A 19,327-nucleotide genomic window follows, 5' to 3' on the forward strand; every position below is an offset into this window, starting at 1 on the left:
GGCTTTAGGCTTTAGGCTTTAGGCTTTAGGCTTTAGGCTTTAGGCTTTAGGCTTTAGGCTTTAGGCTTTAGGCTTTAGGCTTTAGGCTTTAGGAAGTTTATTTTTTTACACTTATATCACAAATAATTTCATAATTTTTTTTCGCTTTTCACTTTTCACTTTTACCACTTCAACAAACAGATATGCAGTTATTAGAAACTCATAAAGTTCCTCTTTTAAAAACTCCTATTCGATTACAAGAATATGGAACTGGTATTTTTGCTTCATTACCCACAAAATCTGGACTAAAAAAGGCTATTAAGAATAATTTGATATTTGTTAACGGAAAACCTGCTACTACCGCATTATTTATTAAAGGAAACGAAACCATTGAATTATTTCAAGCTGAAGACAACACTAATAAAAAACACTTCCATTTTCCTTTAGAAGTTCTTTTTGAAGATGATTATTTAGCTATTGTATATAAACCAGCAGGAATTTTAGTTAGCGGAAACTCTTTTGCTACGATTGACAACGCACTTACTCAAAATCTACAAAAAAGCAGCTTACCAAATGCCACTCGTCCCAGACCAGTACATCGATTAGATTATCCGACTAGTGGATTGTTACTCATTGGAAAAACAACCGAAAGTATCATTGCTTTGAATAAACTTTTTGAGCAAAAAGAAATTCAAAAAACATATCACGCAATTTGCATTGGTAAAATGAAACGAAACGGAGAAATCGATTTACCTATTGATGGTAAAAGCGCTACTACAAACTACGAAATTCTTCAAACAGTCGCTTCTCCAAGATTTGAGTTCTTGAATCTAGTTAAACTTCAACCTCAAACAGGAAGAAAACATCAATTACGCAAGCATCTTTTTGCTATTGGTAATCCTATTTTAGGTGACAAAGAATACTTTTTAGAAGACCTAATCTTAAATGGAAAAGGGTTATTTCTTCATGCTTCTACACTCGATTTTAAGCATCCCTTTTCCGAAGAAAAAATAACGATTACGAAAGAACTTCCGAAGAAATTCAAAAAAATATTCTCTCAGTAAAATCTCCTTTAAAAGATATATCTTTGCCGCATGCGAATAGATATTATCACAGTAGAACCCGACTTAATTAAAAGCCCTTTTGAAAACTCAATGATGAAAAGAGCTATTGAAAAAGGCTTAGCAGAAGTTCATTTTCACAATTTAAGAGAATACGGTTTTGGCAACTATCGTCAAGTAGACGATTACCAATTTGGTGGAGGTGCAGGTATGGTTTTAATGATTGAACCCATTGCGAAATGTATTGATAAGCTGCAATCAGAAAGAACTTATGATGAAATAATTTACATGACTCCTGATGCTAAAACTTTAAACCAAGCTACTGCAAACACACTTTCTTTAAAAGAAAATATCATCATTTTAACGGGACATTATAAAGGTGTCGACCAACGTGTACGTGATAAATATGTTACCAAAGAAATATCTATTGGCGATTATGTATTAACCGGAGGCGAACTTGCTGCAGCAGTTTTATGTGATGCCGTAATTCGATTAATTCCTGGTGTTTTAGGCGATGAAACTTCTGCTTTAACGGATAGTTTTCAGGATAATTTGTTATCACCACCCGTATACACAAGACCTTCTGAATATGAAGGCATGAAAGTACCAGAAGTATTATTATCAGGTAATTTTCCTAAAATTGAAGAGTGGCGTTCAGAACAAGCGTATAAACGCACCAAAGAAATACGACCTGACTTGTTAGATTAACTAATAATCAGCTATTTATTTATTTTTTTTATCAAAATAAAAATCTTAAATTTGCAGCCACTAAAATCAACCTCTGACGAAAAAATCGTGTATGTTGCTTTTACGCAACCATAAATAATTATAGAAATGGATTTAGTAAAATTTGTTCAAGACGAATTTGTAACAAAAAACGAATTACCAGAATTCGCAGCTGGAGACACTATTACAGTGTACTACGAAATTAGAGAAGGAGATAAAGTTCGTACTCAGTTCTTTAGAGGAGTTGTTATCCAAAAAAGAGGTAGTGGAGCTTCTGAAACATTTACTATCAGAAAAATGTCTGGTACCGTAGGTGTTGAGCGTATCTTCCCTATCAACTTACCATCTATTCAAAAGATCGAAGTTAACAAAAGAGGTAAAGTACGTAGAGCTCGTATTTTCTACTTTAGAGGTCTTACTGGTAAGAAAGCAAGAATTAAAGAAAGAAGACACTAAGATTTTCTTTCGTTTAAGAAGCAAAAGCACTGTGGTTTCACAGTGCTTTTTTTATGCACATTTTGTTAATAAACCCACCCTCTCAACCTGTTGATAACTAACTAGTTAAAACCATTGGGATTCCAGAAAATCTTCTTATATTTGGGAAAGAGTTTACAAATAAGTGACGTCAGAAAATAGTTCAACTATATTAATCACACAAAGTAAACCATTTAAAGTAACGTTCTTTATATATTTTTCGTTTTTAAACTAAAGAGCTAAGTACCATCGTAATTTTTGATTAATTGTAAGTTATTAGTAATTTATAATTTTCTAGTTATAAGTTTATAAGTATTATTGGTTTTAAATTTAGCAAACCTGTTTAAAAACATCGAAGTAGTAGTTTTATAAATAGATTTTTTATAAAATGAAGCTTCAAATTTGAAGTAGTAATGTAGTTTTTTCTACGGAAGAAACATAAACACTGTTTTATTTGATGATGTAGCAATACAAGTCAGTGCCCTTACTATTTCAGGAAAGCCATGTTAATTACAAGAAATTGTTTGATATGGCTTTTTTTTTAATAACGAAATCTTCATTTTAGTCCATCATATTATCATTTTCACAATAAAACCCCTTAATTAATAATAATTTAGCATTAGAAAACTCGTTCGTTATTCTTAAATTTGCCTCACTTCAAAATATAATTTAATTATTACATATAAATATGAATAAGACTGCTAAAATTATGTATACAAAAACGGATGAAGCTCCTGCATTAGCTACTCGTTCGTTTTTACCTATCGTAAAAGCTTTTACAAAATCATCTAACATAGAAATAGAAACCAAAGATATTTCTCTTGCGGGTCGTATTCTTGCTAATTTTTCAAGCTACTTAACAAAAGAACAACAAGTAGAAGATGCTTTAGCTTTTTTAGGTGACTTAGCTACAAAACCAGAAGCTAACATTATTAAACTTCCTAATATTTCTGCTTCTGTTCCTCAGTTAAAAGCTGCTATTAAAGAATTACAAGCTTTAGGTTACGCATTACCTGACTACCCAGAAGAAGCTACTACCGATGAAGAAAAAGCTGTTTTAGCACGTTATAATAAAGTAAAAGGTTCTGCAGTAAACCCTGTGTTACGTGAAGGAAACTCTGACCGTAGAGCTCCTAAAGCTGTTAAGAACTACGCAAAAAAGAATCCTCATTCAATGGGAGCTTGGAGTGCTGACTCTAAAACACACGTTTCTACAATGACATCAGGTGATTTTGCTCATAGTGAAAAATCGGTTACTGTACCAAATGCTACTGATGTACAAATTGTACACACTGATGCTAACGGAAACAAAACTGTTTTAAAAGAAAAAGTTTCTTTACTAGCTGAAGAAGTTATAGATGCTTCTGTAATGAGTAAAAAAGCTTTATTAACTTTCTTAGAAGAGCAAGTTAAAGACGCTAAAGACAAAGGAGTATTATTCTCTTTACACATGAAAGCAACCATGATGAAGGTTTCTGATCCTATCATTTTCGGACATGCTGTTCGTGTTTTCTTTAAAGATTTATACGCTAAACACAGCCAAACTTTCAAAGAAATTGGTGTAGATGTAAACAACGGATTCGGAAACTTAATAAGCAATCTAGAAGAATTATCTGCTGATAAAAAAGCAGAAATCTTAGCTGATATTGAAGCTGTTTATGCTAACAATCCTGATTTAGCAATGGTAAATTCTGACAAAGGAATTACCAACTTACACGTTCCTTCAGATGTAATTATTGATGCTTCTATGCCTGCAATGATTCGTACCTCAGGACAAATGTGGAATAAAGAAGGAAAACAACAAGATACCAAAGCGGTAATTCCTGATAGTTCGTATGCTGGATTATATCAAGAAACTATCGATTTTTGTATCAAAAATGGTGCTTTTGATCCAACTACTATGGGAACCGTTCCTAACGTAGGATTAATGGCTCAAAAAGCTGAAGAATATGGTTCTCACGATAAAACTTTTGAAATTGCTGCTGATGGAAAAGTTGAAGTGATCGATGCAAACGGAACTACTTTATTAGAGCACACTGTTGAAGCTGGTGATATCTGGAGAATGTGTCAAACTAAAGATGCACCTATCCAAGATTGGGTAAAGCTAGCTGTTACTCGTGCAAGAGCCACTGACACTCCTGCTGTTTTCTGGTTAGGAAAAGAAAGAGCACACGATGCAGAAATCATCAAAAAAGTAGAAAAATACTTACAAGATCACGATACTACTGGTTTAGAAATTAAAATCTTATCGCAAGTAGAAGCTACTAAATATACTTTAGAAAGAGTTAAAGAAGGAAAAGATACTATTTCTGTTACAGGAAACGTATTACGTGACTATTTAACGGACCTTTTCCCTATTTTAGAATTAGGAACTTCAGCTAAAATGTTATCTATCGTACCATTAATGAATGGTGGTGGATTATTTGAAACTGGTGCGGGTGGATCTGCTCCTAAACACGTTGAGCAATTAGTAGAAGAAAATCACTTACGTTGGGATTCTTTAGGAGAGTTTTTAGCGTTGGCGGTTTCTTTAGAACACTTAGGTGAAACAAATGACAACAATAAAGCAAAAGTTTTAGCAGAAACTTTAGACGATGCAACAAGCAAGTTGTTAGATAACAAAAAAGGGCCTTCAAGAAGAACTGGAGAGTTAGACAACAGAGGTTCTCACTTTTATTTAGCTATGTATTGGGCTCAAGCATTAGCTGCTCAAGACAACGATGCTGAATTAAAAGCTCAATTCGCTCCTGTTGCTGAAAAAATGGCTGTTGAAGAAACTGCAATTATAAATGAATTAAACACTGTTCAAGGAAAAGCGGTAAACATTGGTGGTTACTACGAACCTAATGATGGTTTAGCTGACAATGTTATGCGTCCTAGTGCTACTTTCAATACTATTTTACAAAGCATTTAATATAGTATAACAACTTATAAAACAAAAAGCAGGTGATTTCTCACCTGCTTTTTTGTTTAAAATAAGAAAACCAAACAACTTACTAATAATTCCCCCAAATTATTATATAATACCCCATTAATATTGTTAGGCTTCATATAATAAGACACTCAAAAATTATAAACGTCACACTTCTTCCTTAAACTTTTAAATTAGTAAATTTGAAGCATGAAGTTTACCAAAACGACCGAGCAAGATTCTAAGTACAATAACTTAGAGCAGATGAGTATTTCTGAATTATTAACAAACATTAATAATGAAGACAAAACAGTTCCTTTAGCTGTTGAAAAAGCTTTACCGCAAATAGAAAAACTAACCCAACAAATCGTTCTAAAACTAAAAGAAGGTGGACGTTTGTTTTATATGGGAGCAGGAACCAGCGGTAGGTTAGGAATTGTTGATGCAAGTGAGTGCCCTCCTACTTTCGGAGTACCTCACGAATTAGTTGTTGGCTTAATTGCTGGAGGAGATTATGCCATTAGAAAAGCGGTAGAATTTGCTGAAGATTCTACCACACAAGGTTGGGAAGATTTACAAAATCACAATATCTCTTCTAAAGATGTCGTTGTTGGTATTGCGGCTTCTGGTACCACTCCGTATGTAATATCAGCTCTAGAAAAATGCAATGAAAACAACGTAGTTACAGGCTGTATAACCTGTAATGAAGGAAGTCCGTTAGCACTTACAGCACAGTTCCCTATTGAAGTTGTGGTTGGACCTGAATTTGTAACGGGTAGCTCTCGAATGAAAGCTGGTACCGCTCAGAAATTGGTTTTAAACATGTTGTCTACTGCAAGCATGATTCAATTAGGAAAAGTAAAAGGAAATAAAATGGTAGACATGCAACTATCAAACAACAAACTAGTTGATAGAGGCGAAAAAATGTTAATGACTGAGTTACAGATTGACCAAAAAACCGCAGCAGATTTATTAAAAAAACACGGAAGTGTTCGAGAAGCGATTAAAAATTTCAACAATGAGTAACACTTCTACTTTAGAAAAAGGCATCAAAAAACTCCTAATCTTTTTAGGATTACTTATTGCATCTCCACTGGTATTAAGTATTGCTTTTAAAGCAATCCGTATATTTAAAGAAGCTCCAAAAGTTTTCTTTGCCTATGGTTTGTTAGTTATAGGTATTTTGCTAACCCTTTTTACCGTATATTTCGGTTTTAAAACATTTAAAACCTTGCTAGATTACCTTTTTGAAAAAAAGTAACACCATACAAAAACTTACGAATTGGGAGCATTGGCCTTCAGCAATGTTTTACCTCCCTAACCTACCCTATGCTTTTTATTTGGCACTAAGAGCTAAACATTTAACTTTTTTCAGCGCTACGAATCCCTGTATAAAAAGTTCAGGAAACGGAACAGAAAGTAAATACGAAACTATTTTATTGGTTCCTGAAAAACACCGTCCGAAATCAGTTTTAGTAAAAGCTACTGCTAAATTTGAGGACGTTCTTTTTGCTATCAATCAGCAACAAATAGCTTTTCCTTTAATTGCCAAACCAGATGTTGGTTTCAGAGGTTTGTTGGTTCAAAAAATAGCTTCCGAAGAAGAACTTAAAAACTATCTTGAAAAGTATCCTATCAATATTATTATTCAGGAGTTTTTAGATTATAAAAATGAATGTGGCGTTTTTTATCATAGAAATCCGAATGAGCAAACAGGGCAAATTTCTTCTTTAACCTTGAAACATTTTCTATCAGTAACAGGAAATGGTAACGCAAATCTAAAAGAATTAATCCTTGCAGATGATAGGGCTAAATTATACCTCGATTTATTTGCTGAAATCCATAAAGAAAAACTCGCTTCTATTCCGAAGAAAAACGAAATCATAAAACTTACAGCGGTAGGAAATCATTCCAAAGGAACGCAATTTATTAATGGTAATCACCTTATCAGTAAAAAGTTAGTGAGAACTTTCGATCAACTAAGCAAAGCTATTCCTGGTTGGTACTATGGACGGATTGACATAAAATACAACACGTTTGAAGAACTAGAAAATGGTACCGATTTTAAAGTCTTAGAAATTAACGGAATCATCGCTGAACCTACGCATATTTACGATTCTGAAAACTATACTTACTTAAAAGCTTTAAAAGCAATTAGGACGCACTGGAAATCTCTTTTTACTATTGCAACCACTAATCACATCCATTTTAACACACCATATAAAAAACCTTTTCACTTCTTAGGTGAAATAATCGTTTTAAAAAAGTACACAAAAAAAATTAGGCATCTTTCAAAATAAGAAAACTTTTTTATTACATTTGTATCAGATACAGAACCTGTATTCTAAGAATCCCCCGAGTCTTAGAAACCAATTAATTAGCTCGCTGAATGGAAAGAAAACTACTTTTTTCTTTTATTCTTATTTTTCTGTTAACCCCTATTTTTGCTCAGGTAAAAATTGGGAACAATCCTTCTTCTATACACTCAAATTCCATTTTAGAATTAGAAAGTTCAGACAAGGTTTTAGTTATTAGTAAAATGACTGACACTCAAATGAACGCCATTCAACCTTTACGAGGTGCGTTGGTATTTAACACCGATCGTAATTGTGTGTTTATGTACAACGGAACCGCTTAGGCTAGTTTATGTACAGGAAGTACAGGGGGCGGAATTAACGTAACGACATCGAGTACTGCTCCTAACAATAACAGTTTAGGTGATTTTTGGATAAATGACACGCAAAATAACACAACACATATTTGGGATGGCACCAATTGGATTGCTATCGATAACAACCCGAGAAGAGGAAACGGAAGTCCGAATGCAAGTACTGCCCCTAACCCTACTGCTGGTGATGTGTATGTAGATAGCAGCACAGGAATTATTTATGCGTACGATGGCACTACTTGGGTAAACTCAAACACAACGCCATCCGCCAATAACGGTTTGTTGGTAAACGCTAACAATACCATACAATTAGGCGGCGTTTTAATACAACCTACGGTTATTGAAACCGATGCTACCAATACCTTAGCCATAACAGGTTTACAAAACGGAGATGTTACTACAGATGATATTGTAACTGTTGATAGAACTACAGGTACACTAAAAAGAACATCGGCTAGTAACTTATTGAGAGAAGAAGTAACTGACATTATTGCTACTGACGGACAAGTAACATTTACAGGGTTAACATTATATACCACTGATAAAATTAATGTATATAGAAATGGTGTACGTATTGATTTTACAGTAGATAACGCCACCACCATAACCATAGAACCTGATGCTACATGCTATGCAGGTGATGAAATACGAATCGTTCAATTATATTAATATAAAACAAAAATTAAAAAAGTTTAATAACGCAATCAATTCTTTAAAATTATGAAAACAATTACAAACAAATTTAAAATCGCGCTAGTTGCCGTTGGTTTGTTAGCCATGGGTACAGTAAGTGCGCAAACATTACCAACGGATTCAGGAGAAGAAACAAAAACTGCTCGTTCTGCTGCTGCTGGAGAATCTATTAGATTAATTGACAACAAAGGTACAATAAAGTACATGCAATCTAACAATGGTATTACTACCATCACTTCTACTTTTGCTGGAAACAGAACTGTTACTACTTGGCAATTAGGAGGAGCTTTATTAGATGCTACCACCATAACAATGGACGGAAATGATTTTACATTAGATGGTAATACTTTTAAATTACAAAACATTGATACTGAATCTGGAGTTGCTGCTGATGCTGCAACTATAGGAAATTCTGGATTTACTTTATTAGTTAGAGATGAAGATACTGGTACAGTTAAAAAAATGTTAGCTACTAATTTAATTCAATCTGGACAAACTTATTTTACTGCTACTGACGGACAAACTAGTTATGACATAACTACTGGTACACCAGGTGTTACCATTGCTTTACCTACTTATGAAAAGGTATGGGTGTATAGAAACGGAGCTAAATTAATTGCTAACGAAGATTATACAGTTGCAGGTAGTATTGTAACACTAACCCCAGGAGGTACTGCTCCTAATGACTGGGCTGTTTATGCTGGTGACAGAATAGAAGTTCAATTCGTTAAGTAAACACTTCTTAATGTTTAATAAAACTAAACATACAAAACTTTTTATACTAACTTCTGTATTGGTACTTTTTACTTTAAGTACCAATGCACAAGAAGTTAGGGTTATTGATAATAAGGGAACGATACAAAACATCAACAACAACCGTGTGTTTACACAAGCAACAGACCCTAACCCTACTTTACCTACCCCACCAATTACAGTTCAAGGAGATATTTGGTTTAACTCTTCTGTTACACCTAACGAAATGAATGTATGGAACGGAACTAGCTGGGTTACTGTTAGCACACAAAACAATGCTTGGTTAAGAGCAAACTCTACCGATATACCTAACGATATTAATGATAACATTTACACTAACGGTCGTATTGGTATAAATGACGACAACCCAGATTACGCAATTAAAGTAATTACACAGAGTGAAGGGATTGATCGTTTTTTACGTTTCGAAACAAACGACAGTAATGATTACTTAGAAATAAGTAATACTACTAGTAGTCCTTCTACATTATCTGGCGGTTTTATTGGAGGAACACTACAAACCAATAGAGCTGCTCTTAATTTTTTTGGTGATACAGAAATAAGCGATGATAATGCTAGCTCAGAACCTATTATAAAGTTTTTTGCTCGTAGAGGTTCTAATAATGCTAATATTACACCAAATCCTTATGGAGGTGCCGCAGAAGCTGTAACAGATAGACCTCTATTTGATTTCTTAAATGGTAATACTGATTCTAAATTAAGAATTTTAGCAAACGGAAATACTGGTATAGACGTTGATACACCTACTGAAAAGTTAGATATAAACGGAAAATTACGTATTAGAGACATCTCTACTGTTACTACAAATAATGACATTTTAACAACCGATGCAAAAGGTGTTGTGCAAAAAAAAGTATTAGTAGACACTCAAGCTAACAACAGTATAACCAATGGAGCTAACGGTGGAGTGTATTACAACTCACCAATAAAAGCAATGGGTAAAATTTATGCCGATGGCAGTGTTGCTAAAATTACTACTGGATATACCGTAGCACGATTAGAAAGAGGCAGATACCAAATTAATATACCTGCTGCTCAACAAACGGATGATGATTACATTATACAACTGACCACTGCTGGTAATCAATACAGAGTTATTAACTACTACGGTCAAACACCAAGTGATTTTAAAGTAGAAATAAAGAGTGTTGGACTTTTACGAGACACAGAATTCATGTTTACTATCCTAAATTTTTAAAAAGTAAACCATGAAAAAATATTTTTATTCTTTTTTTTTCTTTGGTTTTATAATCAATACTTATTCCCAAACTGCTTTTTTTAATTCTGGTAACGTTCAATTGCACGATGGAGCTCAAGTAGGTTTCCATACCAATGTTATTAATGATGGTACACTAGATAATTATACCGGTTTTGCTGGTTTCTATGCTGATAATGAAATTAGAACTATTTCAGGAACCAATAAAATTACGTTTTTTAATGTTGAAGTTGATGCACTACAAAATCTAGAATTATACAACTCTCTTGGGGTACGTAATCAACTAGACTTTATTAACGGACAAGTAATTACACCTAGAAACAATACCAATATCACACTCGATTTTATTGATTATGATTTTTACGCAGGTGAAGACAATGAGCGACATGTAAACGGTTATACTTCTTTAAAACAAGGAAATAAAAACACCGCAGATTTTACCTTTCCTGTGGGAGATGGCGCTATGTTACGTCCGATGAGCATTCCAAATGCCAACAGATATTATACGTTTAAAGGAGCCTATTTTTATGAAGACCCTAACTTTCCATCAACATTTACTGCTAATTTTTTAACTGATCAAAAACAAGCGATCATTGAAAATATTAGTCAAACAGAGTTTTGGGACTTAGACGGTAGAAATGAAACCAGAATTACCTTAACCTGGAATTCTCGAAGTGATATTTCAGCCTTAGCTAACAACATTTCTCAACTTATTGTAGTAGCATGGAGTAAAACCGAAAATCAATGGGTTAACTTGGATGTATTGAATGTTACAGGAAACCTATCTGAAGGTACAATTACCTCTGCTGCCTTTGTTCCTGATAACTATGAGGCGATCACTATTGGTTCTTTGATGAGTGACGAAATAAATGACAACAATAACAATATTTTAATTTCTCCTAATGGCGATAATCTAAACGATTTCTTAGTTTTTGATGAAGTTGAAGAATACGCTCACAATAAATTAGTTATTTACAATCGTTGGGGAAATATTGTGTTTCAAACTGAAAACTACAAAAATAACTGGGACGGTACTTCTAACGGAAGAGCTACCATTAACAAAGAAGACAAACTTCCTGCTGCTACTTACTTCTATTATTTAGAATTAGGTGATAAACCTAACACCTATCAAAAACTTAAAAAAGGTTGGGTTTATATTAACCGATAATACTTACTCTACTAATATTTTCTTTGGAGTTGTTGGATTGTAACCAAAATCTGCATCAGGCAATTCTATTCCTAGTTGATGTATGATAAATCCGATACTTGCAAAGTGATGTATTGCATGGCTATGCGCTTGTATCAATGCGCTTCCTAAGGTATAATTTGCTGTTACTTTTCCTGTACCCAAATCATCTGTAACAGAGATAATTTCATCAAAATCTTCTGATTGTAAACAATGTAATTGAGCAATTACTTCGTTAAAATAAGCGATTCCATACGTTGTTTTTTCTTCTGCTAATTGGTTTCGTTCTCTATCAGAAAAATCTACACATTTTTTCTCGAGTCCGTTAAAAACACAAGCAAAAACATCCAAAATATGTCTCATATTCGCTCCTATACTTGAATAGTACGGAGGTATTGATTTATCGCTGTATTGTTCATCTGTTATTGCTGTTAATAATTTAATTCCTCGTTGTAAATTCTTCTCAATAGCTTCAACCATTCCTATGTATAAGTTTTAAAGTAAGTTGTATAAATATAGAACTTTTCAGCAGAAGAAGTAAATTATTTTTTAAACCATAAACAACACACTGAATTACAGGGTTATACAAAATAAATCAACCTTAAAAAACACTTTAAAAAAGCATCCTTTTCATTTTTTGGCACGTTCTTTGAAAATTACTCTAACAAATGCGGAAGCCGAAAAGCATATAGAGTAAGCATAACCCTAAAATTAGCAATTATGAGAACAGGGATACTATTATTATTAGCAATGATGTCTTTAAGCACAGTAAAAGCAGACGACAACATTACAAAATCAACTAGCAAAATTGGGGTTACTATTCGCCACAACGACGCTGTTACCTTTGTTGAAAGAGGAATTCAATTTCATGTATTTTTAAATGGTGATTTCGATTTTAACACACATTACAACAGATATTCTGATTACGGAGTACGAATTAACAGAGATAGAAGCGGACGTGTTAGAAGTGTAGGTAATGTACATATTAATTATGATCGTAGAGGTAATGTTACCCGAATAGGTAGTGTATATATGAAGTACAAATTCGGAAATTTATTTAAAGTCGGTAACCTGCGTATTCAATATGATAGATGGGGAAATCCTAGATACAGAGGATTTGTAAAGCCAGGTAACCACCATCATTATGACGATGATCATTACTATTACGATGATGGATTTGATGTAAATATTGATATAAACATTGGTGATATTTTTGATTATAATGATGTTTATTTTTACAGAAAAGATTTTACCAGAAACTATCGTCAGTTTAGAGAGGATAACGATTTTTACTACTACAGAGCGGTACCAAATGCTAAGATTGGTAAAAAGAGTAAAATAATTAAAAGACGTAAGAACAAAGACAATAAATATTACAAAAAAGGAAAGTCTGAGCAAAGAGGAAAATCAAGAAGAAACCATGATTAATAAAAAAATCCCTCATCAAAATTGATGAGGGATTTTTTGTTTTTTTTAATTTTATGTAATTACTTCGCTACGTTTACAGCTCTAGTTTCACGAATAACCGTAACTTTTACTTGACCTGGATACGTCATATCATTTTGAATTTTTTGAGAAATATTAAATGATAATTCAGCTGCTTTAGTATCGTTTACTTTAGCACTCTCTACCATAACTCTTAATTCACGTCCTGCTTGAATAGCATAAGCCTTTTGTACACCGTTAAACCCAAAAGCAATATCTTCTAAATCCTTTAAACGTTGTATGTACGAATCTAACACTTGACGACGTGCTCCTGGTCTTGCACCAGAAATAGCATCACACACCTGAACAATTGGAGATAACATACTCTTCATTTCTATCTCATCGTGGTGCGCTCCAATAGCGTTACATACATCAGGTTTTTCACCATACTTTTCAGCCCATTGCATTCCTAATAATGCGTGTGGTAATTCACTTTCTGTTTCTGGTACTTTACCTATATCATGTAATAATCCAGCACGTTTAGCTGCTTTAGCATTTAAGCCCATTTCTGCAGCCATGATACCACATAAATTAGCTACTTCACGCGAGTGTTGTAATAAGTTTTGTCCGTACGAAGAACGATACTTCATACGTCCCACAGTTTTAATTAATTCAGGGTGTAAACCGTGAATTCCTAAATCTATAACCGTACGTTTACCTACTTCAATAATCTCTTGAGTTATTTGTTTTTCAGTCTTTTTAACAACTTCTTCAATTCTCGCAGGGTGAATTCTACCATCAGTTACTAATTTATGCATTGATAAACGAGCAATTTCTCTGCGAACAGGATCAAAACAAGATAAAATGATTGCTTCTGGAGTATCATCAACAATAATCTCAACACCTGTAGCTGCTTCTAATGCACGAATATTACGTCCTTCACGACCAATAATTCTTCCTTTTACATCATCCGACTCTAAGTTAAACACCGATACACAATTCTCTACTGCTTGCTCTACTCCTACTCGTTGAATTGTATTTAATACTACTTTACGAGCTTCTTGTTGTGCGGTCATTTTAGCTTCTTCAACCGTATCTTGAATAAAAGACATCGCATCAGCCTTTGCTTCATCTTTTAAGGAAGCTACTAATTCTGTTTTAGCTTCATCTGCTGATAAACCAGAAATTTGCTCAAGCATTTCTACATGACGCTTATGCATTTTTTCAACTTCAGATTCTTTTTTCTCTAAGAATTCAATTTTGTAGTCAAAATCAGCTTCTTTCTTCTCTAATTGCTTGTTAAGTTTTTTGGTTTTATCTAACTCTGAAGATACTTGACTCTCTTTGTCTCTTATTCTCTTTTCTACATCAGAAACTTTTTTCTCTCTTGATAAGATTACTTTTTCATGTTCAGACTTTAACTCTATAAACTTTTCTTTGGCTTGTAAAATCTTATCTTTCTTTATAGCTTCGGCTTCAACTTTAGCTTCTTTTAAAATGCTATTTGCCTCTTTTTTTGTTTCTTGTATTAATTTATTCGCGTTAGATTTCTCTAACATCTTAGCAATAAAAAAACCTATTGCTACACCTATAATTCCTGCTAAAACAGGAAATAATATTCCCTCCATAATTGTGATTTGATTATATAAAAAAAGCCTACATTAATAGGGTTATCATAAACTCCAAAAAACAAGTTTAGGATTAACTGGCTGATCAAGGATCCGAGGTAAAATCGGCGTGCTTTACTAACCATGACTCATCCTTTATAATTGAATAACGTTGAGTTTAACAAACGATGTACTAATGTAGGCAGTATGTTTAAATATTATATTTTAAAGAACGTATTATAAATGATTTTCTAGCAAGTTAGTCAATTCATTTATCTTTTCCAATACTTCGGTGTTTTCTTTAGTATTTTTTAACGATACTATTTCTGCTTTTGATGCAAATTGCAACGCGCACATTGCCAATACATCTTGTTTATCTGCTACCGCATAATTTTGTTCAAACTTAGCTATTAACTCGTTAATGTTTTTTGCCGCTTTTCGCATCCCTTCTTCTTCATTGGTATCATTAACACTCAACGGATACGTTCTTCCTGCAATAACTACATTAACTTTTATTTTTGCCATGTAAAGAACCTTTTTTATGTGTTCAAAAGAGAAATACATTTATCTATCTCTCGAACTAAAGTATTTATTTTGAGTTTTGTTTCTCTTGTATTTTCATTACTGCCTTCAATAGTTTTTGCAACTTTAAGCAAAGCATATTCTTTTTGCTGTTTTTCTAATTGCTTCTCTTTTTCTTGTAATAAAACTTGTAACTCCGCGTTATTCTGAAGTAATACTTGGTTTTCTTCTTTTAAAAATTCATAGTTAGCAAGTAAGTTCTTCAACTTATCTTCCAGTAAATGAATTGCTTCTAAAGGGTTACTCATTTATTTTTAGAGAATAAAACTATATTCACAAAGTTATTAATATAACTTATAATTAGCAACACTTTTAGTGTTTTTTACCAAAACACTGTTTATTAACCCTTTAACAACTTAGTATTATTTTACTATTTTTGTTTGAAAACGATTGTACTTTGAAGCTTTACTTTTCACTTATTTTATTACTATTTATCACAACTGTTAATGCACAGAAACAGTACCCTAAAAACTATTTTTCTAACCCTTTAAAAATTCCTGTGGTACTATCTGGTACTTTTGGTGAACTGCGCAGCAATCACTTTCATTCAGGCATCGATATTAAAACACAAGGTAAAGAAGGGATTCCTATTTATGCCCCTGCAGATGGTTATGTTTCTCGTATTAAAGTACAACAATATGGTTTTGGAAAAGCTTTGTACATTACACATCCTAACGGTTATACTACCGTATATGCGCATTTAAAATATTTTGAACCAAAAATTCAAAAATATGTGAAAGACATTCAGTATAAAAAAGAAAATTATAGTACTGGAAATCTTTTTCTTTCTGCTGATAAGTTTCCTGTAAAAAAAGGGCAGCTTGTAGGATATACTGGTGATACGGGAAGCTCTGGAGGTCCACATTTACATTATGAAATTAGAGATACCGAAACAGAAAACATTATCAACCCAATGCATTTTGGATTAACCGCGCATGATGACACCCCTCCTACCATACAAAAACTGATGGCTTATCCGTTAAGTGATGATGCTCGAATTAATAATTCTTCGTTAGAATCTGTTATTTCTTTTAAAAACAATAGTAACGGTAATTATGTTGCTGAAAAAATTACAGCTAGCGGTACCATTGGTTTTGGAATTAGCGTTTTTGACCGACTTAATGGTGCTTTAAATAAAAACGGAATTTACAGCTTAGAAATGAACGTAAATGGTAAAAGAGTGTATTACCACGATGTTGAAACCTTTTCATTTGCTGAATCGAAGTATATTAATTTGTTAATTGACTATAAACACTACAAAAAATATAAAAATCGACTTCAAAAAACCCATAAAGTGGCCGCTAATAAATTGAGTTTATACGAAGATCTTATAAATAACGGTAAAATTCACATTGATGAAAATGCTAATTATAATATTGAAATTATAGCCAAAGATTTTGATAACAACACCTCTAAAATTAGGATTCCGGTACAAGGAGTAAAAAGTAATTTAGTTTTTAAAGAAAAAGACACAACTAATTACAAAATTACTGCTGCTGAGTTCAATAAATTTCATCAAAAAAATGTTACAGTAGCCTTTCCAAAAAACACATTTTATACCGATTGTTTCATCGACTTTAAGGTAGAAAACGGTACGGCTAAAATTCATGAACCTACCATTCCGCTTGATAAACGATATACTCTTACTTTTGAAACTTCTTTTTTAACCGAAGATCAAAAACAGCATGTGTACATTGCTAATGTTACCAATCCTAAATATCCTAGATATACTTCTACCAAGAAAAAAATAGACAAGGTGTACACTACCACTAAAGTTTTAGGTAGTTACGCTTTACGTTTTGATACTAAAAAACCAACTATTCAACTGTATAATTTTAGCAATAATCAGTGGATTTCTAAAAATAAGACCCTAAAAGTTAAAATTAAAGATGCTGAAACCGGTGTAAAAAACTACCGCGCTACTATTAATGGTCAATGGATTTTAATGGAATTAAACCACAAAAAAGGAATTTTAACCTATGATTTTAGTGATAAAAAATTAGAAGGAAGTAAACATCTTTTTAAAATTGTAGTTTCTGACAATGTTGGAAATACTGAAACTGTATCTGCTACTTTCTTTAAAAAAATAAACTAAACTCTTTAAAACAACGCATAAAAAAAGTGTCTCTTAATTATTGGGAAATAATGTATCTATAAAATGTTGTGTTTAAAAGGATGCAAGGTACATTATTAATGCCAAAACCAAGAGAATCTCTCTTAAATTAACTTAATTGATTCTTTCTTGTTAAACTTTTTAAACAGAAAATATACTGGTCTTATGGAAGTTTATAAACTTACCCTACTTTGTTTCTGTTAATTAGTTATTTTCGTATAGTGAATAATGAATTTATTTTCTTTCTGAACAAAAATGAATTGGATTATATTAATTATTGCTGGACTTTTTGAAGTCGCATTTGCCACTTGCCTAGGAAAAGCAAAAGAGGCCACAGGAACTGAAGCTACTTACTGGTATATCGGCTTTTTAGTTTGTTTATCAATAAGCATGTTACTTCTTATGAAAGCTACTCAAGAATTACCGATTGGAACGGCTTATGCTGTTTGGACAGGTATTGGTGCTGTGGGGACTGTGTTAATAGGAGTTTTAATTTTTAAAGAACCTGCAACCTTTTGGCGTTTGTTCTTTATCACAACATTAATCGTTTCAATAGTAGGACTTAAATTTGTTTCGAATTAATATTACATTATGAAAACAACACCAGAACACGACGAAAAAATAGCCAAAATAAGCTTCTCTTCTGTATACCCTCATTACATTACAAAAGTTGAGAAAAAAGGAAGAACCAAAGAAGAACTACATCAAGTAATTGAATGGTTAACTGGTTTTAATATTGAAAAAGTAAACGAGCTAGTTGACAGAAAAGTTACTTTTAAAACTTTCTTTGAAGAAGCGACTCTCAATCCTAATTCTGATTTGATTACTGGTGTTATTTGTGGTTACAGAATTGAAGAAATCGAAACTCCGTTAACTAAACAAGTTCGTTATTTAGATAAACTAGTAGATGAATTAGCTAAAGGACGTAAAATGGAGAAAATTTTACGCGCATAATATCACTATTTTCCACAAAAAAACTCCAAGCTTTCACTTGGAGTATTCTATTTTATATATTTTTTACTTCGTTTTTCTAAACATTAACCAGAAACCAATTAACACTAACGGAATACTCAATACTTGACCTGTATTTAACGAGTTGAAAACCCAATCTTCACGTCCTTCTACTTGTGCTTCTTTTAAGAACTCGATAAAGAAACGTAACGACCATAAAACGACCATAAACAACCCAAATAAGAACCCTGTTTGATTCTTTTTATCTGTTTTCCAGTAGAAATACCACAATGCAAAAAACAAAACTAAGTAACTAAATGCTTCGTATAATTGGGTTGGATGACGTGGTACCGTTTCTCCTGCTAGTTTAAAAATTACTCCAAAACTACTCCCTGTAGGTTTTCCATAGATTTCTGAGTTGAAAAAGTTTCCAAAACGGATAAAAAACCCTGCTAAGGCAACCATAATTCCTAATCTATCTAAAATAAACAACCATGGTTTATTTAAGTGTTTTTTAGCGTAGAAATACATTGCTATCGGAATAGCAATCGCTGCTCCGTGACTTGCAAACCCTGTAAATCCTGTAAATTTCCATCCATCTAACAACCCAAATAAAGCAGAAGCTCCTTCTTGCTTTTTAATTGGTAAAATAATTTCTAGTAAATGGTTTTGGTAATAATCCCAACTGTAAAAAAACACATCTCCTAAACGCATTCCTATTAACATAGAAACGAATACGTACATAAATAACGGATCTAATTTTTCTACAGGAATATTATCGTTGATGTAAATCTTTTTCATTAATCGAAGTCCTAATACAAATGCTGCTACAAACATTAAGCTGTACCAACGAATACCAAAACCTCCAATGTTTATTAATTCTGGGTTCCAATCCCACACTATGGATAAAAAATTCATATTTCTAATTAAAAAATTAAAAGATTTAAAAATTGAAAAACAA

General features: G+C 32.8%; 21 protein-coding genes and 1 other RNA gene. 16 read left to right on the forward strand and 6 right to left on the reverse strand.

Annotated features, from left to right (window positions below):
• Positions 1 to 182: 182 nt before the first annotated feature.
• The 12 genes from AC3VI6_RS01105 (at position 183) to AC3VI6_RS01160 (ending at position 11,670) form a co-directional block, all read left to right on the forward strand.
• Positions 183 to 1,043 (forward strand): RluA family pseudouridine synthase, encoded by an 861-nt coding sequence (locus AC3VI6_RS01105; RefSeq protein WP_497704870.1) that lies wholly within the window; start codon positions 183 to 185, stop codon positions 1,041 to 1,043.
• Positions 1,044 to 1,073: 30 nt separating this feature from the next.
• Positions 1,074 to 1,748: a tRNA (guanosine(37)-N1)-methyltransferase TrmD gene (gene trmD / locus AC3VI6_RS01110; RefSeq protein ID WP_497704871.1), complete on the forward strand. Its 675-nt coding sequence runs from the start codon at positions 1,074 to 1,076 to the stop codon at positions 1,746 to 1,748.
• A 126-nt stretch (positions 1,749 to 1,874) separates the two neighbouring features.
• On the forward strand, positions 1,875 to 2,222 hold the full coding sequence (gene rplS / locus AC3VI6_RS01115; protein ID WP_274633975.1) for a 50S ribosomal protein L19: 348 nt from the start codon (positions 1,875 to 1,877) through the stop codon (positions 2,220 to 2,222).
• Positions 2,223 to 2,928: 706 nt separating this feature from the next.
• Positions 2,929 to 5,154 (forward strand): NADP-dependent isocitrate dehydrogenase, encoded by a 2,226-nt coding sequence (locus tag AC3VI6_RS01120; protein ID WP_497704872.1) that lies wholly within the window; start codon positions 2,929 to 2,931, stop codon positions 5,152 to 5,154.
• A 207-nt stretch (positions 5,155 to 5,361) separates the two neighbouring features.
• Positions 5,362 to 6,177 carry an N-acetylmuramic acid 6-phosphate etherase gene (gene murQ / locus AC3VI6_RS01125; RefSeq protein ID WP_497704873.1) on the forward strand — a complete coding sequence of 272 codons (816 nt, stop codon included), beginning with the start codon at positions 5,362 to 5,364 and terminating at the stop codon, positions 6,175 to 6,177.
• Positions 6,170 to 6,412, forward strand: coding sequence for a DUF6095 family protein (locus tag AC3VI6_RS01130; RefSeq protein ID WP_274633972.1), 243 nt, complete (start codon positions 6,170 to 6,172; stop codon positions 6,410 to 6,412). Before murQ ends, AC3VI6_RS01130 begins: the two co-directional genes overlap by 8 nt.
• Entirely contained in the window at positions 6,399 to 7,451 is a 1,053-nt protein-coding gene (locus AC3VI6_RS01135; protein ID WP_497704874.1) for an ATP-grasp domain-containing protein, read from the forward strand. The genes AC3VI6_RS01130 and AC3VI6_RS01135 overlap by 14 nt, the downstream gene beginning before the upstream one ends.
• Positions 7,452 to 7,540: 89 nt before the next feature.
• Positions 7,541 to 7,789: a phage tail-like protein gene (locus AC3VI6_RS01140; protein ID WP_497704875.1), complete on the forward strand. Its 249-nt coding sequence runs from the start codon at positions 7,541 to 7,543 to the stop codon at positions 7,787 to 7,789.
• 219 nt (positions 7,790 to 8,008) lie between these two features.
• Positions 8,009 to 8,488 carry a hypothetical protein gene (locus tag AC3VI6_RS01145; protein WP_497704876.1) on the forward strand — a complete coding sequence of 160 codons (480 nt, stop codon included), beginning with the start codon at positions 8,009 to 8,011 and terminating at the stop codon, positions 8,486 to 8,488.
• Positions 8,489 to 8,539: 51 nt separating this feature from the next.
• Positions 8,540 to 9,247: a hypothetical protein gene (locus AC3VI6_RS01150; RefSeq protein WP_497704877.1), complete on the forward strand. Its 708-nt coding sequence runs from the start codon at positions 8,540 to 8,542 to the stop codon at positions 9,245 to 9,247.
• 10 nt (positions 9,248 to 9,257) lie between these two features.
• Positions 9,258 to 10,484: a hypothetical protein gene (locus AC3VI6_RS01155; RefSeq protein ID WP_497704878.1), complete on the forward strand. Its 1,227-nt coding sequence runs from the start codon at positions 9,258 to 9,260 to the stop codon at positions 10,482 to 10,484.
• A gap of 10 nt (positions 10,485 to 10,494) precedes the next feature.
• Positions 10,495 to 11,670 (forward strand): T9SS type B sorting domain-containing protein, encoded by a 1,176-nt coding sequence (locus AC3VI6_RS01160; protein ID WP_497704879.1) that lies wholly within the window; start codon positions 10,495 to 10,497, stop codon positions 11,668 to 11,670.
• Between the two features lie 3 nt (positions 11,671 to 11,673).
• Here the strand turns inward: AC3VI6_RS01160 and AC3VI6_RS01165 are convergent, their stop codons facing one another.
• Positions 11,674 to 12,168, reverse strand: a complete 495-nt coding sequence (locus tag AC3VI6_RS01165; protein WP_497704880.1) for a DinB family protein — start codon at positions 12,166 to 12,168, stop codon at positions 11,674 to 11,676.
• A 240-nt stretch (positions 12,169 to 12,408) separates the two neighbouring features.
• Between AC3VI6_RS01165 and AC3VI6_RS01170 the strand changes: the two genes are divergently transcribed.
• On the forward strand, positions 12,409 to 13,116 hold the full coding sequence (locus tag AC3VI6_RS01170; RefSeq protein ID WP_299001308.1) for a hypothetical protein: 708 nt from the start codon (positions 12,409 to 12,411) through the stop codon (positions 13,114 to 13,116).
• A 59-nt stretch (positions 13,117 to 13,175) separates the two neighbouring features.
• Here the strand turns inward: AC3VI6_RS01170 and rny are convergent, their stop codons facing one another.
• The 4 genes from rny to AC3VI6_RS01190 all read right to left on the reverse strand — a co-directional run bounded on the left by rny (position 13,176) and on the right by AC3VI6_RS01190 (position 15,550).
• The gene (gene rny, locus AC3VI6_RS01175; protein WP_497704881.1) at positions 13,176 to 14,741 is read right to left on the reverse strand and encodes a ribonuclease Y; all 1,566 of its coding nucleotides are present in this window, start codon (positions 14,739 to 14,741) and stop codon (positions 13,176 to 13,178) included.
• 49 nt (positions 14,742 to 14,790) lie between these two features.
• A non-coding RNA gene (gene ssrS / locus AC3VI6_RS01180) (6S RNA) lies at positions 14,791 to 14,898 on the reverse strand.
• Between the two features lie 59 nt (positions 14,899 to 14,957).
• Positions 14,958 to 15,245, reverse strand: a complete 288-nt coding sequence (locus tag AC3VI6_RS01185; protein ID WP_274633963.1) for a cell division protein ZapA — start codon at positions 15,243 to 15,245, stop codon at positions 14,958 to 14,960.
• Between the two features lie 14 nt (positions 15,246 to 15,259).
• Positions 15,260 to 15,550 carry a coiled-coil domain-containing protein gene (locus AC3VI6_RS01190; protein ID WP_274633962.1) on the reverse strand — a complete coding sequence of 97 codons (291 nt, stop codon included), beginning with the start codon at positions 15,548 to 15,550 and terminating at the stop codon, positions 15,260 to 15,262.
• Between the two features lie 149 nt (positions 15,551 to 15,699).
• On the opposite strand from AC3VI6_RS01190, the gene AC3VI6_RS01195 reads away from it, so the two are divergent.
• From AC3VI6_RS01195 to AC3VI6_RS01205, 3 genes are all read left to right on the forward strand, one after another.
• Entirely contained in the window at positions 15,700 to 17,397 is a 1,698-nt protein-coding gene (locus tag AC3VI6_RS01195; RefSeq protein WP_435255201.1) for a M23 family metallopeptidase, read from the forward strand.
• 273 nt (positions 17,398 to 17,670) lie between these two features.
• The gene (locus AC3VI6_RS01200; protein ID WP_497704882.1) at positions 17,671 to 17,997 is read left to right on the forward strand and encodes a DMT family transporter; all 327 of its coding nucleotides are present in this window, start codon (positions 17,671 to 17,673) and stop codon (positions 17,995 to 17,997) included.
• Between the two features lie 9 nt (positions 17,998 to 18,006).
• Entirely contained in the window at positions 18,007 to 18,369 is a 363-nt protein-coding gene (locus AC3VI6_RS01205; protein ID WP_497704883.1) for a DUF2200 domain-containing protein, read from the forward strand.
• A gap of 63 nt (positions 18,370 to 18,432) precedes the next feature.
• Here AC3VI6_RS01205 and lgt read toward each other — a convergent pair whose 3' ends face one another.
• Positions 18,433 to 19,284, reverse strand: coding sequence for a prolipoprotein diacylglyceryl transferase (gene lgt / locus AC3VI6_RS01210; RefSeq protein WP_299001312.1), 852 nt, complete (start codon positions 19,282 to 19,284; stop codon positions 18,433 to 18,435).
• Positions 19,285 to 19,327 lie beyond the last annotated feature (43 nt).

This window comes from Tenacibaculum sp. TB-56 (assembly GCF_059716275.2).